A 14,820-nucleotide genomic window follows, 5' to 3' on the forward strand; every position below is an offset into this window, starting at 1 on the left:
GCAAATTCGGTCGCGTTTTACGCGAGTGCCAGTTTCTGGCGCGCATAGTCTAACGCTTTTTCAATTACTTGCTCAATGCTTAAGGTGGTGGAATCCAACACTAAAGCATCGGCGGCAGGAACCAGTGGCGCAACAGCACGATTGCGATCGCGGTCGTCACGCTCCTTTATCTCTGCCAAAAGGCGCTCAAAGTTAACACTAAAGCCCTTTTCCTGCAACTGTAGCATGCGGCGGTGCGCACGTTCTTCCGATGAGGCATCAAGGAAAATTTTCACCGGCGCATCCGGGAACACCACGGTGCCCATATCACGACCATCGGCAATCAGCCCAGGAGCTTCGCGGAAGCCGCGCTGACGGCGCAAAAGTGCTTCGCGCACGCGTGGGAATGCCGCCACCTGGGATGCCGCATTGGCCACTTCCTGAGTGCGAATTTCACCGCTGACGTCTTCGCCTTCCAGAATAACTTCCAGCGTGCCGTCCGTAGAGACGAAGCGTACGTCCAGATGCACGGCCAGCGGCACTAACGCGTCTTCTGATGCCACATCCACATGGTGGTGCAGCGCGGCTAAAGCCAGCACACGATAGATGGCACCTGAGTCCAGCAAATGCCATTGCAATGCTTCTGCCATTGCTTTGCACAGCGTGCCTTTACCCGCGCCGCTTGGGCCGTCAATGGTAATTACCGGGGCAATTGCCGTCATCTCTTTCTCCTTAATAAAAGGCATATACAACGTAAACGCCGCGCATTATACGCATCTCTGGGCCAGACGGTTACCTTTGTCTGCGAATTCCAGAATTAGCCCCATGAAGTACAGGAGAATAGATAAGTATAGAGGGCTGGCGTCGAGGGAGGTTTAAAACTGACACGGATTTACTTTTCGTCCTCAGAGATGAACGAAAACGCCGGCATTTCACCGGCGTTTATACAGACAAAACTGACTATCACGCTAACGTACTGATACGCGCCAGCTGTTCGAAATAGTCCGGGAAAGTTTTCGCCGTGCATTTCGGGTCAAGAATGGTGACCGGCGTATCCGACAGCGCCACCAGCGAGAAGCACATCGCCATACGGTGATCGTTGTAGGTGCCAATCTCGGCAAAATTCAGCGCTGCCGGTGGCGTAACGCGAATGTAGTCTTCGCCCTCTTCCACTTCCGCGCCCACTTTACGCAGTTCGGTCGCCATCGCGAACAGGCGGTCAGTCTCTTTTACGCGCCAGTTGTAGATATTGCGCAGCGTGGTTGTGCCTTTCGCAAACAGCGCTGCCGTCGCGATAGTCATCGCCGCATCAGGAATATGGTTCATGTCCATATCGATAGCGTTCAACTCGCCGCGGGTACAGGCAATAAAGTCGTCGCCCCAGGTAATGGTTGCGCCCATTTTTTCCAGCACGTCAGCAAAGCGAATATCACCCTGCACGCTATAGCGGCCAATCCCCGTCACCTTGACGGTGCCGCCTTTAATGGCGCCAGCGGCAAGGAAATAGGAAGCGGACGAAGCATCGCCCTCAACCAGATACTGGCCCGGAGAGACGTACTGCTGGCCACCACGCACGATAAAGCGCTGGTAGTTCTGGTTTTCCACTTCAACACCAAACGTTTTCATCAAGTGCAGTGTGATGTCGATATACGGTTTGGATACCAGGTCACCTTTAATGGTGATGGTCGTATCCTGTGGCGCCAGCGGTGCTGTCATCAGCAGCGCGGTCAGGAACTGGCTGGAGACGCTGCCATCGACCTCGACGCTCCCGCCGTTAAAACCGCCCTTCAGGCGCAGCGGTGGATAGTTTTCCTGCTCCAGATATTCAATCTGCGCGCCGCCCTGACGCAGAGCGTCGACCAGGTGACCAATCGGGCGCTCTTTCATGCGCGGTTCGCCGGTCAGGACGATATTATTGGTGCCAAGGCACAGCGCTGCCGCCAGCGGACGCATTGCGGTACCGGCGTTGCCCAGGAACAGTTCCAGCTCGCTCGAGGCCTGTAACGGGCCTGCATTACCGGTCACTTCACAGCGGGTGCGGTCATCAGACAGGGTGTATTGAATTCCCAGCGCCTTCAACGCGTTCAGCATGTGGCGGACATCATCGCTGTCCAGCAGGTTAGTCAGAACGGTCGTGCCGCGCGCTAAAGCCGCCAGCAGCAAAGCGCGGTTAGACACGCTTTTAGAACCAGGCAGGTTAATCGTGCCATCGACGCGCGCGATAGGTTGTAACGTCAGGGATTCCATGAAACTCAACTCTCAAAAACAGAAGTAAAAACCCCACGGGCAGACCGTGGGGATGAATAAAAAAAGCCAGATTAACCGTGACGACGCTCGAAATCCTGCATGAATTCCGTCAGCGTCTGTACGCCTGCCAGCGGCATGGCGTTGTAGATAGAAGCACGCATCCCGCCTACCACGCGGTGGCCTTTCAGCGCATGCAGACCCGCCGCAAAGGACTCTTCGAGGAACAGTTTGTCCAGCGCGCTGTCCGCCAGCTGGAACGGCACGTTCATACGTGAACGGTTGGCGCTTGCCACGTCGTTACGATAGAAATCGCTGCCATCAATGATGTTATACAGAAGATCGGCCTTCTGCTGATTAATGCGGTCCATTGCGGCAACACCGCCCTGCTCCTTCAGCCATTTGAAGACCAGACCAGCCAGATACCAGGCGAAGGTCGGCGGCGTGTTGAACATGGAATCATTATCGTTCAGCACGGTGTAGTCGAGAATAGATGGGCAGGCAACGTGTGCTTTACCCAGCAGGTCTTCACGCACGATAACCAGCGTTAAGCCTGCCGGGCCGATGTTTTTCTGCGCACCAGCGTAGATAACGCCGTAGCGGCTCACGTCGATTGGGCGCGAAAGAATGGTTGAGGAGAAGTCGGCGGCGACAATCACGTCTTTACCAAAGTCTGGCGTCTCTTCAATGGCAATACCATCGATGGTTTCGTTCGGGCAGTAGTGCAGATAAGCCGCATTGTCAGAGAGCTGCCAGTCGCGCATCGGTTTCACCGCGCGCTTGCCGTCAACGGTCACTTTGGCGTCGATGACGTTCGGGGTGCAATATTTTTTCGCTTCTTTAACCGCACTTGCCGCCCAGTAGCCTGCGTCAACGTAGTCCGCCGTGGTTTTGTCGCCGAGAATGTTCAGCGGTACGCCCGCGAACTGACCGCGACCGCCGCCGTGGCAGAACAGCACTTTGTAGTTGGAAGGGATGTTAAGCAGGTCGCGGAAATCTTTTTCTGCTTCCTCTGCCACGTGGATAAACTCTTTACCGCGGTGGCTAACTTCCATTACCGACGTGCCTAATCCGTTCCAGTCGCAAAGTTCTTTTTGCGCCAGTTTAAGGACATCTGCCGGAAGCATTGCCGGACCTGAACTGAAATTAAAAACCTGAGCCATAACCCTCACCACATTGCAATGTTGTCTGACCGCATGCCTCGCGCGTCATCAAACGCGCGGGCATAAGTTATTCCTGTGGCTATTGGTTTTATCATTCAGTGACACAGCCCGCAACGGATAATCCCGCACAGGGCAAAAATGCGTAGAAAATCACACAACAGAATCTATCGGCTTGACGAAACAAAATGGTCTATTTCGCTATTTGTATTTGCTGGATGAAGTTTCTACGCAAAATCATTCAAGTTGCATCACAAAACGCTAGAGCGTTTTGAACAGCGCTCGCGCTGGCCCCGAAGGGGCGAGGCTGCAAGCCGAGTAACGCGGCAAGGGAGTGAATCCCCAGGAGCGTACATAAGTACGTGACTGGGGTAAACGAGCGCAGCCAACGCAGAGACAACTTGAAGGATGAAGCGTATAGCGATTGTCATGCAAACCCCGTATCATTGCGCGCTTTCCGTACGACAAAAGAGATTGCTATGACGCAAACCTATATTCCCGGCAAAGATGCCGCTCTGGAAGATTCCATCGCTCGCTTCCAGCAAAAGCTGCTCGACCTGGGCTTCGATATTGAAGAAGCTTCCTGGCTGAACCCGGTTCCTAACGTCTGGTCGGTGCATATTCGTGATAAGGCATGCTCTCTGTGCTTTACCAACGGTAAAGGCGCAACCAAAAAAGCCGCGCTGGCCTCCGCGCTGGGCGAGTATTTTGAACGCCTCTCCACCAACTATTTCTTCGCTGACTTCTGGCTGGGCGACAAAATCGCTAACGACCCGTTCGTTCACTACCCGAACGAAAAATGGTTCCCGCTGACCGACGACGATGAAGTACCGGAAGGTTTGCTCGACGCTCGCCTGCGCGCTTTCTACGATCCTGACGATCAGCTGACCGCCAGCATGCTGGTTGACCTGCAGTCTGGCAACGACGATCGCGGCGTATGCGGCCTGCCGTTCACCCGTCAGTCTGACGGTGAAACCATCTATATCCCGATGAACATCGTGGCCAACCTGTACGTTTCTAACGGCATGTCTGCGGGCAACACCCGCAACGAAGCGCGCGTTCAGGGGCTGTCGGAAGTCTTCGAACGCTACGTGAAAAACCGTATCATCGCGGAAAGCATCAGCCTGCCGGAAATCCCGGCCGAGGTGCTGGCGCGCTACCCTGGCGTCGTTGAGTCCATCAAAACGCTGGAAGCGGAAGGTTTCCCAATCTTCGCTTACGACGGTTCACTGGGCGGTAAATACCCGGTTATCTGCGTGGTACTGTTCAACCCAGCCAACGGCACCTGCTTCGCCTCCTTCGGCGCGCACCCTGATTTCGGCGTAGCGCTGGAACGTACGGTCACCGAGCTGCTGCAAGGCCGCGGCTTGAAAGATCTCGACGTGTTCACCCCGCCAACCTTCGACGACGAAGAAGTCGCTGAACATACCAACCTCGAAACCCACTTCATCGACTCCAGCGGTCTTATCTCCTGGGATATGTTTAAACAGGACGCCGACTATCCGTTTGCCGACTGGAACTTCTCAGGCACCACCGAAGAAGAGTTCGCGACCCTGATGGCTATCTTCAAAGAAGAAGATAAAGAAGTGTACATCGCCGACTACGAGCACCTGAGCGTGTACGCCTGCCGCATCATCGTTCCGGGTATGTCCGATATCTATCCGGCAGAAGATCTGTGGCTCGCCAACAACAATATGGGCAGCCACCTGCGCGACACCATTCTCTCCCTGCCGGGCAGCGAGTGGGAAAAAGAGGAGTACCTGAATCTGATCGAGCAGATGGATGACGAAGGTCTGGACGATTTCACCCGCGTACGTGAACTGCTGGGTCTGGCAACCGGCCCGAACAACGGCTGGTCTACCCTGCGCGTTGGCGAGCTGAAAGCGATGCTGGCACTGGCGGGCGGCGATCTCGAGCAGGCGCTGATTTGGACCGAGTGGACGATGGAGTTCAACGCGTCGGTATTCAGCCCTGAGCGCGCCAACTACTACCGCTGCCTGCAGACGCTGCTGCTGCTGTCTCAGGAAGAAGAGCGCGAGCCGCTGCAGTACCTGAACGCGTTCGTACGTATGTACGGTGCAGAGGCTGTTGAAGCCGCCAGCGCGGCGCTGAGCGGTGAAGAGGCCTTCTACGGCCTGCAACCAGCAGATGGTTCTCTGGAAGCCTTCCCGGCGCATCAGTCTCTGCTACAGGCTTACGAGAAGCTGCAGCGCGCGAAAGCCGCTTTCTGGGCGAAATAAGGCTTTTCCCGCAGAAAAAGTAGGTTTAACGTACCGTCTACGCTATATTACGGGGCCAATTGTTGGCCCCTTTTTTTATTTTCGCGCTTCGCCTCGCGAATGTGTGAAAATAAAGTTAAATATAAGTAAATACTATATTTAGTAGCTTACGCTTGTTGTTAATTTACCCGATCATTACTCCATTTTAATTAACCAATAAAATGAAGGGTAAAGAAAAAATTCAACTGAATTTGCAAATCTTAAAAATTATTTTTATGTTATAATTCAAACAATTACCCTGCGATCGTTGAAAAACCATTCGATCTTCAGGCCTATAAGCCAGGCGAGATATGATCTATATCAAATTCTCATCTATAATGCTTTGTTAGTATCTCGTCGCCGATTAAATAAAAAGAGAGAGTTAGTGTGAAAGCTGACAACCCTTTTGATCTACTCCTTCCTGCTGCGATGGCCAAAGTTGCCGAAGAAGCAGGTGTCTATAAAGCAACCAAGCATCCGCTGAAAACCTTTTATCTGGCGATTACTGCGGGCGTCTTTATCTCGATTGCTTTTGTTTTTTACATTACCGCAACCACGGGTACCGCAGGTATGCCATTCGGCATCGCGAAACTCATTGGTGGTATTTGCTTCTCCCTGGGCTTAATTCTTTGCGTGATTTGTGGCGCAGACCTCTTTACCTCTACCGTGCTGATCGTGGTGGCGAAAGCCAGCGGCCGCATTACCTGGGGTCAATTGGCGAAAAACTGGCTCAACGTCTATGTTGGTAACCTGATTGGCGCACTGCTGTTTGTACTGCTGATGTGGCTATCCGGCGAGTACATGACGGCCAACGGCGGATGGGGGCTTAACGTCCTGCAGACCGCTGACCACAAAATGCACCATACATTTATCGAAGCCGTCGCTCTCGGCATCCTGGCGAACCTGATGGTCTGCCTGGCAGTGTGGATGAGCTATTCTGGTCGCAGCCTGATGGATAAAGCCATGATTATGGTTTTACCGGTTGCCATGTTCGTTGCCAGCGGCTTTGAGCACAGTATCGCAAACATGTTTATGATCCCTATGGGTATCGTAATACGCGATTTTGCTAGCCCGGAATTCTGGACCGCTATTGGTTCAACTCCGGAAAGTTTCTCTCACCTGACCGTGATGCACTTCATCACCGATAACCTGATTCCTGTCACTATCGGGAACATCATCGGCGGCGGTTTGCTGGTCGGGTTGACATACTGGGTCATTTACCTGCGTGGCGGTGACCGTCATTAATTGACGATTGCTCCAGGCAGTAAATAAAAAGTCCACTTAAGAAGGTAGGTGTTACATGTCCGAACTTAATGAAAAGTTAGCCGCAGCCTGGGAAGGTTTTACCAAAGGTGATTGGCAGAATGAAGTAAACTTACGTGACTTCATCCAGAAAAACTACACCCCATATGAGGGTGACGAATCCTTCCTGGCTGGCGCAACTGACGCGACCACCAAGCTGTGGGATAACGTAATGGAAGGCGTTAAACTGGAAAACCGCACTCACGCGCCAGTTGACTTTGACACCTCTGTTGCATCTACCATTACTTCCCATGACGCTGGTTACATCAACAAAGCGCTGGAAAAAATCGTTGGTCTGCAGACTGAAGCTCCACTGAAACGTGCGATTATCCCGTTCGGTGGTATTAAAATGGTTGAAGGTTCTTGCAAAGCGTACAATCGCGAGCTGGACCCGATGCTGAAAAAAATCTTCACCGAATACCGCAAAACCCACAACCAGGGCGTATTCGATGTTTACACCAAAGACATTCTGAACTGCCGTAAATCTGGCGTTCTGACTGGTCTGCCAGATGCTTACGGCCGTGGTCGTATCATCGGTGACTACCGTCGCATCGCGGTGTACGGTATCGACTTCCTGATGAAAGACAAATACGCACAGTTCCTGTCTCTGCAGTCTGACCTGGAAAACGGCGTAAACCTGGAAGCGACTATCCGTCTGCGTGAAGAAATCTCTGAACAGCACCGTGCACTGGGTCAGATCAAAGAGATGGCTGCTAAATACGGCTACGACATCTCTGGTCCAGCTACCAGCGCTCAGGAAGCTATCCAGTGGACTTACTTCGGCTACCTGGCTGCGGTTAAATCTCAGAACGGCGCGGCAATGTCCTTCGGTCGTACTTCCAGCTTCCTGGATATCTACATCGAACGTGACCTGAAAGCAGGCAAAATCACTGAACAAGACGCTCAGGAAATGATTGACCACCTGGTCATGAAACTGCGTATGGTTCGCTTCCTGCGTACCCCTGAATATGATGAACTGTTCTCCGGTGACCCGATTTGGGCAACTGAATCTATCGGTGGTATGGGCGTTGATGGCCGTACTCTGGTTACCAAAAACAGCTTCCGCTTCCTGAACACCCTGTACACCATGGGTCCTTCTCCAGAGCCGAACATCACCGTTCTGTGGTCTGAGAAACTGCCACTGGCGTTCAAAAAATATGCCGCTAAAGTGTCCATCGACACCTCTTCTCTGCAGTACGAGAACGATGACCTGATGCGTCCTGACTTTAACAACGATGACTACGCTATCGCTTGCTGCGTAAGCCCAATGATCGTTGGTAAACAAATGCAGTTCTTCGGTGCACGTGCAAACCTGGCGAAAACCATGCTGTACGCCATCAACGGCGGCGTTGATGAAAAACTGAAAATGCAGGTTGGTCCTAAAACTGAGCCAATGAAAGGCGACGTTCTGAACTACGACGAAGTTATGGATCGTATGGACCACTTCATGGATTGGCTGGCTAAACAGTACGTCACCGCGCTGAACGTCATCCACTACATGCACGACAAGTACAGCTACGAAGCCTCTCTGATGGCGCTGCACGACCGTGACGTTATCCGCACCATGGCGTGTGGTATCGCTGGTCTGTCCGTTGCTGCTGACTCCCTGTCTGCAATCAAATATGCGAAAGTTAAACCGATTCGTGATGAAAACGGTCTGGCTGTTGACTTCGAAATCGAAGGCGAATACCCGCAGTTTGGTAACAACGACGCTCGCGTCGATGACATGGCGGTTGACCTGGTAGAACGTTTCATGAAGAAAATTCAGAAACTGACTACTTACCGTAACGCTATCCCGACTCAGTCTGTTCTGACCATCACCTCTAACGTGGTTTATGGTAAGAAAACCGGTAACACCCCAGACGGTCGTCGCGCTGGCGCTCCATTCGGCCCAGGTGCTAACCCAATGCACGGTCGTGACCAGAAAGGTGCTGTTGCCTCTCTGACTTCCGTTGCTAAACTGCCGTTTGCTTACGCTAAAGATGGTATCTCTTACACCTTCTCTATCGTTCCTAACGCTCTGGGTAAAGACGACGACGTTCGTAAAACCAACCTGGCCGGTCTGATGGACGGTTACTTCCACCACGAAGCGTCTATCGAAGGCGGTCAGCACCTGAACGTTAACGTTATGAACCGCGAAATGCTGCTCGACGCGATGGAAAACCCTGAGAAATATCCTCAGCTGACCATCCGTGTATCTGGCTACGCAGTACGTTTTAACTCCCTGACTAAAGAACAGCAGCAGGACGTTATTACCCGTACTTTCACTCAATCTATCTAATAGATTTGACTGAAATCGCGATTAAAAACGCGTAAAATGAAGGCTCCACCTCGGTGGGGCCTTTCTTATAATCAACACTCGCTGAGTGGATTTTGCTTGCTGACTTCTATACTGAAGTTAACAAGCAAAATAAACTCGACGCGGCTTTATAACCGTGCTCGCAAACCTGGCTGTAAAGCCGGGAAGAACTGGAGATAACACCGCAATGTCTGTAATTGGTCGTATTCACTCCTTTGAGTCCTGTGGCACCGTTGATGGCCCAGGCATCCGTTTTATTACCTTCTTCCAGGGCTGCCTGATGCGCTGCCTGTATTGCCACAACCGCGATACCTGGGACACCCACGGCGGTAAAGAGATCACCGTTGAAGAGCTGATGAAAGAGGTGGTGACCTATCGCCACTTTATGAATGCTTCCGGCGGCGGCGTGACCGCGTCCGGCGGTGAAGCCATTCTGCAGGCCGAGTTTGTGCGCGACTGGTTCCGCGCTTGTCACAAAGAAGGTATTCATACCTGTCTCGACACCAACGGTTTTGTCCGTCGTTACGATCCGGTGATTGATGAACTACTGGAAGTTACCGACCTCGTCATGCTCGATCTCAAACAGATGAACGACGACATTCACCAGAACCTGGTCGGCGTCTCCAACCATCGTACGCTGGAGTTTGCCCAGTACCTGTCGAAGAAAAACATTAACGTCTGGATCCGCTACGTCGTGGTACCAGGCTGGTCAGATGATGACGATTCTGCGCATCGTCTCGGCGAGTTTACCCGCGATATGGGCAACGTTGAGAAAATCGAACTGCTGCCTTATCACGAGCTGGGTAAACACAAGTGGGTCGCGATGGGTGAAGAGTACAAGCTGGATGGCGTGCACCCGCCGAAGAAAGAGACCATGGAACGCGTGAAGGGCATTCTCGAGCAGTATGGTCACAAGGTGATGTATTAATCATCCCCTGCCCTCCCGGCGTCGCTTACGCTCGGCCGGGCTACAGACAACAAACCCGGCTTAATGCCGGGTTTTCTTTTACGACTTCTTGCGCGCCAGCAGCGGGAAGATCAGTCCTAATCCCACCAGCACAAACGGCGTGGCGACGTTAAGCGACAGCTGGAAGGCCCACTCCGGCGTAAAGGCGGCCATTTTCGGGAAGATACCGGTCAGACAGGCAAACGCGGTAAACAGGAAGCACCATACACCAACGGTCAGCGCAAGCTTCCGGTTACGGATAAAGACATACTCCGACTGGTATTTCTGCCCCAGACGAATCACTGCGATAAATGCCACGAACACCCACAGATAGCGCAGCGGCATCACCACCGAGTTCAGGTTCAACAGCCATTTGTAGAGATCGTTCATATCACCGATGCCAAGCGTCGGCAGCATAATCAGCAGCGCCACCAGCACCAGCGTTAACAGATAGCCGTTGACCGGCGTACCTGACGCATTGGTTTTACAGAGCTTCTGTGGGATATAGCGACTGTCGGCATCGCTGAGCAGTACCTTTAACGGCGCATCAATCGAGAACACCAGCGCGGCAATCTGCCCTAGGGTGTTCGCGATAGCGTAAATCACCATCAGGGTGTTGCCCATATGGTAATAATCGCCCAGCTTCTGGAACGCGTAGTACTGTCCGTTCGCCATCAGGTCGTTAGGAATATTATTTGAGTCGAACATCATCCCCATCGCCAACGACCCGAGGATGGCACACACCGCAACCATCACCGCCAGGAAGATCATCCCACGCGGGAACTCTTTGCCCGGATTACGGGTGTTATTGACGTAAGGCGAGATTTTTTCCGCGCCGCCCACGGCAAATACCAGCATCGAGATGGTGGTGATATAGGTAAAGTCAAAGTGCGGGATAAAGGTTTGCCAGGTGATGTTGGTGGTGGCAATTTTCACCTCAGTAATAGCCGGCGCCGTCACCGCCATCACCACGTACAGCAGCGACATCACGAACATGGCGATCCCGGCAATCGACCCTACCAGCTTCAGCGATTTCATCCCTCGGGATGCCACCCACATGAAGAAGACGAAAAGCACCAGCGTGAAGCCCTGGAGCGCCACCACGCCATATTCGGTGATAAGCGAGCCATTTCCCTTTATCGCCCAGCCGAGCGCAATCAGGATGGCCTGAGGCTTCTGTGCCAGGTAAGGAATATGGACGACCCAGTAGGTCCAGGCAGCCAGATAGGCCAGCCCCGGCCCCATCGTATTTTTAATCCAGGTACTGACACCGCCCTTACCGTCTTTAAAGGTCGAACCAAGCTGACCGACGATAAGCGCATAGGGTGTGAAATAAAGTGCAAAGATAAATAGCCATGAGAAAACAACCACCAGCCCCTGGTTGGCGTAGTTGTTGACGACGTTGCCGAAACCCCAAACCGTAATAAACGACATCAGCGCGATGTTATACCACCGCAACTGCTTTTCTTGTTCGCTTGCCATAAATTCCGTTCCTTGAATGTTATTATTCGCGAGTGCGATTTTTTTCGACGGAGATTATGCGAGTACTAACCCTAAAAGGGTAATAGGATGGTGCAAAACTCTAACGGCTCGCACATTTAATCGGAGTATGGTTATAAATTCAGCAGGATATAGTCTCGCTCCCGCCAACGCGCCAGCAACGTGGCATCATTCAGTATAGCGATGTCGGGAAGAATGGCGCGTTATGGAAATATAACGCGCCCGCGGTGTCAGGCGTGAGCCACCGGCGTAGGATGGTGCCCGGCTTTGCGCAGCAGCATCATCAGATAGACGAACGATACCCCGGCAATCATGATAAACAGCAGGTTATCAGAGTAGTTTTGCATCAGCATCGCCGTCAGCGACGGCCCAACCAGGCTACCAATGGTATAGCTCAGCAACAGCGCCTGGTTCATGGAGACCAGCTGATGATGCTCCACTTTCTCACACGCCCAGGCCATCGCCACCGGATACAGCGTAAAGCCCGCTGCGCCGAGGATAAACAGCGCCGGTGCCATCGCAGCCTGACTCAGCATGCCCAGGCAGCCGACAATCACCACAAAGACCTGCACGCGCAGTACCATCAGACGGCCATAGCGGTCGGCCAGACGACCAATCGGCCACTGCCCCAGAATGCCCGCGCTGACCATCACCGCCATCCAGAAGCCGATCCCGGAGTCACTGACGCCGCGGTGGTTCAGGTACAGCGGCATCAGGCCATAGAGTGAGCCCAGCACGATACCGGAAATAATACAGCCATTTACGCCCAGACGCGCCTGACGCAGTTTGAACATCGGCCAGACACGCGTGCTCGCGTCCTGAGCGTCGTCCTGCTGGTTCAGGATTCGGGTAAACAGCAGCGGCAGAATGCCTGCCAGCACCACGCCGGTCATCAGCGGAAGAATGGTCGCCATATCTGTCGGCAGGCGGCTAACGATAATCTGCCCCAGCACGGTACCGATGTAATACATCATCATGTAGGCCGCCAGCAGACGACCACGGTTGCGCGAGGTGCCGCTGCACATCAGCGCGCTCTCCACTACCACCCAAATCATGGCGCAGCCAACGCCCGCGATAAAGCGCCAGAACATCCAGCTCCAGAACCCCACCATAAAGCCCAGCCCCACGCAGCCCGCGGCGAAAATCAGCGACGCAATATAGTAGCTGAAATTAAAGCCAACGCGCTTAATCAGTCGGCCGGTGAGCATGGTACCGACCAGGTTGCCGGTAAAATAGGACGAGCTGACCACTCCCACCTGCCAGGTTGGCAAGTTTTCATGGGCGAGCCAGAGCGGGACGAGCGTGTTTAATACCGCGATCGCCAGCGTCAATAAGAGTAAGCCGCAGAGCAGCAATAGCACTGGGCGAGTATAGGTGGACATGGGTTCAAACCGTGAGGATAGACAGATTTCGTGCGCATCATGCCACTGCCAAAAACATTGTCAATCCACCTGATTTCAACGACGGGAGGCTTTCTGGCTCAACGATTGACGTTTCTTATTCAACGCAACGATAAGCTACGCTTAAGTTATCTTATTATTTTGTTTTTATTGGAAAATAGGCGAAACAGTAGAAGAAGGTTCAGTCGAAAAAATTCATGAACAAAAAGTGCCAGGGCTGGAACGCCCTGGCAGCTTATTTTGCTTAGCTGGCGACCGCCATACCGACGGTCATGTGCAGGCCATAGAAAACGCCGCGACCCAGCATCTCACCGACCAGCACCAGCACAAACGCCAGGCTCAATAGCGGCAGTGCTGGCTGGTGGCCTTTAAGCTGCGGCCCCACCCAGCAAACCAGCGCCAGGGCGATGGCGATAATACGCCACGCCATCAGCGAGCCATAGTCGGGAACCAGAGCCGAAGCCTGCTGAATTGAGCTTTGAATCGACGCCAGCTCTACGCCCTGCATCGTGGTGACAATCACGCTCACCACCAGCGCCGCCAGGCTGATAACCGGCAGCAGGCGCATGCCCCAGCCTTCAACGCTAGCCCAGCGCAACAGCAGATAACCGAGCAGCGGGCCGCCGATAAACAGCGTCAGGAAGAAGCTCAGCGGCGTCCAGATGGTGTACCAGGTGGGAACGGTATCAATAGTGTTATAGACACGCACCATCATCCAGACAAACACCACGCCCAGCACCGCCGTCACCACCAGCCACACGCTGCGCAGCGCGCAGGAGAGCTTATTGGTAACCGCCAGCAGCCAGCCGATACCGCCGACGGCAAAGAAGATTGCACCGCTGGCAATTTCGTTACTCAGCGAGGAGGCACCGACGCGGTTCAACGAGTTAAAGGCACGCATCGGCGAACCGAGGTGCATGGTCGAAGCGATAAAGCCAATGCCCATCAGCACCCACAGCGCAAACATGCTCAGCACTATACGTTGCTGCTTTTCACGAGGCAGTTGCCCTTTCATCAATGCCAGCGCCAGAACGATAAATCCGCCCGCCACACATTGCCCAAACACCGTGAAGATCATCAACGGCCATTCATGCCATCCACTTCCCATCTTACACCTCCTTCGGATTGGCCAGATAGCCAGTGGTATCGCCGCACGGACGTGCATTGGCGTTGGGTTTAATCACAATGCTGGGCTTGGTGAAGTGCGCGGACGGCAGCGGCGCGACCGCCGCAAGCGTACCGTGCTTCTGACGCAGCTCTTCGATAGGACCAAAGTCCAGCGCACGCAGCGGGCAGGATTCCACGCAAATCGGCTTTTTGCCTTCCGCCACACGTTCATGACAGCCATCGCATTTGGTCATGTGACCTTTAGCTTCGTTGTACTGCGGCGCACCATACGGGCAGGCCATATGGCAGTAACGGCAGCCGATGCAGACATCTTCGTTGACCACCACAAAGCCATCTTCGCGTTTGTGCATCGCGCCGCTAGGGCATACTTTGGTACAGGCCGGGTCTTCGCAGTGGTTACAGGCGATGGAGAGATAGTAAGCAAAGACGTTCTGATTCCAGACGCCGTTGTCCTCCTGCCAGTCACCGCCCGCGTATTCGTAAATACGACGGAAGCTAACGTCCGGGGTTAAGTCTTTGTAATCTTTACAGGCCAGCTCACAGGTTTTACAACCGGTGCAACGAGCGGAGTCAATAAAAAAGCCATATTGGGTAGTCATCGGTT

At 53.4% G+C, this 14,820-nt stretch carries 11 protein-coding genes; 4 read left to right on the forward strand and 7 right to left on the reverse strand.

The window, feature by feature from the left end; genetic code table 11:
• Nucleotides 1-17 precede the first annotated feature (17 nt).
• The 3 genes from cmk to serC form a co-directional block, all read right to left on the reverse strand.
• On the reverse strand, nt 18-701 hold the full coding sequence (gene cmk / locus FHC49_RS23785) for a (d)CMP kinase (protein ID WP_185666567.1): 684 nt from the start codon (nt 699-701) through the stop codon (nt 18-20).
• A 241-nt stretch (nt 702-942) separates the two neighbouring features.
• Nucleotides 943-2,226 carry a 3-phosphoshikimate 1-carboxyvinyltransferase gene (gene aroA, locus FHC49_RS23790; protein WP_185666568.1) on the reverse strand — a complete coding sequence of 428 codons (1,284 nt, stop codon included), beginning with the start codon at nt 2,224-2,226 and terminating at the stop codon, nt 943-945.
• A 71-nt stretch (nt 2,227-2,297) separates the two neighbouring features.
• On the reverse strand, nt 2,298-3,386 hold the full coding sequence (serC, locus tag FHC49_RS23795; protein WP_220441011.1) for a 3-phosphoserine/phosphohydroxythreonine transaminase: 1,089 nt from the start codon (nt 3,384-3,386) through the stop codon (nt 2,298-2,300).
• Nucleotides 3,387-3,862: 476 nt separating this feature from the next.
• On the opposite strand from serC, the gene ycaO reads away from it, so the two are divergent.
• The 4 genes from ycaO to pflA all read left to right on the forward strand — a co-directional run bounded on the left by ycaO (nt 3,863) and on the right by pflA (nt 10,170).
• Entirely contained in the window at nt 3,863-5,623 is a 1,761-nt protein-coding gene (gene ycaO / locus FHC49_RS23800; protein ID WP_185666570.1) for a 30S ribosomal protein S12 methylthiotransferase accessory factor YcaO, read from the forward strand.
• 405 nt (nt 5,624-6,028) lie between these two features.
• The gene (gene focA / locus FHC49_RS23805) at nt 6,029-6,886 is read left to right on the forward strand and encodes a formate transporter FocA (RefSeq protein ID WP_035892441.1); all 858 of its coding nucleotides are present in this window, start codon (nt 6,029-6,031) and stop codon (nt 6,884-6,886) included.
• Nucleotides 6,887-6,941: 55 nt separating this feature from the next.
• Nucleotides 6,942-9,224: a formate C-acetyltransferase gene (gene pflB / locus FHC49_RS23810; RefSeq protein ID WP_185666571.1), complete on the forward strand. Its 2,283-nt coding sequence runs from the start codon at nt 6,942-6,944 to the stop codon at nt 9,222-9,224.
• 205 nt (nt 9,225-9,429) lie between these two features.
• Nucleotides 9,430-10,170, forward strand: a complete 741-nt coding sequence (gene pflA / locus FHC49_RS23815; protein ID WP_035892443.1) for a pyruvate formate lyase 1-activating protein — start codon at nt 9,430-9,432, stop codon at nt 10,168-10,170.
• A gap of 78 nt (nt 10,171-10,248) precedes the next feature.
• Here pflA and FHC49_RS23820 read toward each other — a convergent pair whose 3' ends face one another.
• From FHC49_RS23820 to FHC49_RS23835, 4 genes are all read right to left on the reverse strand, one after another.
• Nucleotides 10,249-11,670 carry an APC family permease gene (locus tag FHC49_RS23820; protein ID WP_185666572.1) on the reverse strand — a complete coding sequence of 474 codons (1,422 nt, stop codon included), beginning with the start codon at nt 11,668-11,670 and terminating at the stop codon, nt 10,249-10,251.
• Nucleotides 11,671-11,918: 248 nt separating this feature from the next.
• On the reverse strand, nt 11,919-13,070 hold the full coding sequence (locus tag FHC49_RS23825) for an MFS transporter (RefSeq protein ID WP_220441012.1): 1,152 nt from the start codon (nt 13,068-13,070) through the stop codon (nt 11,919-11,921).
• A 262-nt stretch (nt 13,071-13,332) separates the two neighbouring features.
• Nucleotides 13,333-14,196 (reverse strand): dimethyl sulfoxide reductase anchor subunit family protein, encoded by an 864-nt coding sequence (locus tag FHC49_RS23830; protein WP_220441013.1) that lies wholly within the window; start codon nt 14,194-14,196, stop codon nt 13,333-13,335.
• A gap of 1 nt (nt 14,197) precedes the next feature.
• Nucleotides 14,198-14,815: a DMSO/selenate family reductase complex B subunit gene (locus FHC49_RS23835; protein ID WP_035892446.1), complete on the reverse strand. Its 618-nt coding sequence runs from the start codon at nt 14,813-14,815 to the stop codon at nt 14,198-14,200.
• Nucleotides 14,816-14,820: the final 5 nt, after the last annotated feature.

The sequence above is a fragment of the Kluyvera sp. EC_51 genome, assembly GCF_019584505.1.
GTDB classification, from domain to species: domain Bacteria; phylum Pseudomonadota; class Gammaproteobacteria; order Enterobacterales; family Enterobacteriaceae; genus Kluyvera; species Kluyvera sichuanensis.

What these genes read in the sequence shown, in the direction of transcription:
- FHC49_RS23825 (WP_220441012.1), bottom strand. Translation starts at nt 13,070, where the DNA reads ATGTCCACCTATACTCGCCCAGTGCTATTGCTGCTCTGCGGCTTACTC.
- ycaO (WP_185666570.1), top strand. Translation starts at nt 3,863, where the DNA reads ATGACGCAAACCTATATTCCCGGCAAAGATGCCGCTCTGGAAGATTCC.
- pflB (WP_185666571.1), top strand. Translation starts at nt 6,942, where the DNA reads ATGTCCGAACTTAATGAAAAGTTAGCCGCAGCCTGGGAAGGTTTTACC.
- cmk (WP_185666567.1), bottom strand. Translation starts at nt 701, where the DNA reads ATGACGGCAATTGCCCCGGTAATTACCATTGACGGCCCAAGCGGCGCG.
- FHC49_RS23820 (WP_185666572.1), bottom strand. Translation starts at nt 11,670, where the DNA reads ATGGCAAGCGAACAAGAAAAGCAGTTGCGGTGGTATAACATCGCGCTG.
- serC (WP_220441011.1), bottom strand. Translation starts at nt 3,386, where the DNA reads ATGGCTCAGGTTTTTAATTTCAGTTCAGGTCCGGCAATGCTTCCGGCA.
- FHC49_RS23835 (WP_035892446.1), bottom strand. Translation starts at nt 14,815, where the DNA reads ATGACTACCCAATATGGCTTTTTTATTGACTCCGCTCGTTGCACCGGT.
- aroA (WP_185666568.1), bottom strand. Translation starts at nt 2,226, where the DNA reads ATGGAATCCCTGACGTTACAACCTATCGCGCGCGTCGATGGCACGATT.
- FHC49_RS23830 (WP_220441013.1), bottom strand. Translation starts at nt 14,196, where the DNA reads ATGGGAAGTGGATGGCATGAATGGCCGTTGATGATCTTCACGGTGTTT.
- pflA (WP_035892443.1), top strand. Translation starts at nt 9,430, where the DNA reads ATGTCTGTAATTGGTCGTATTCACTCCTTTGAGTCCTGTGGCACCGTT.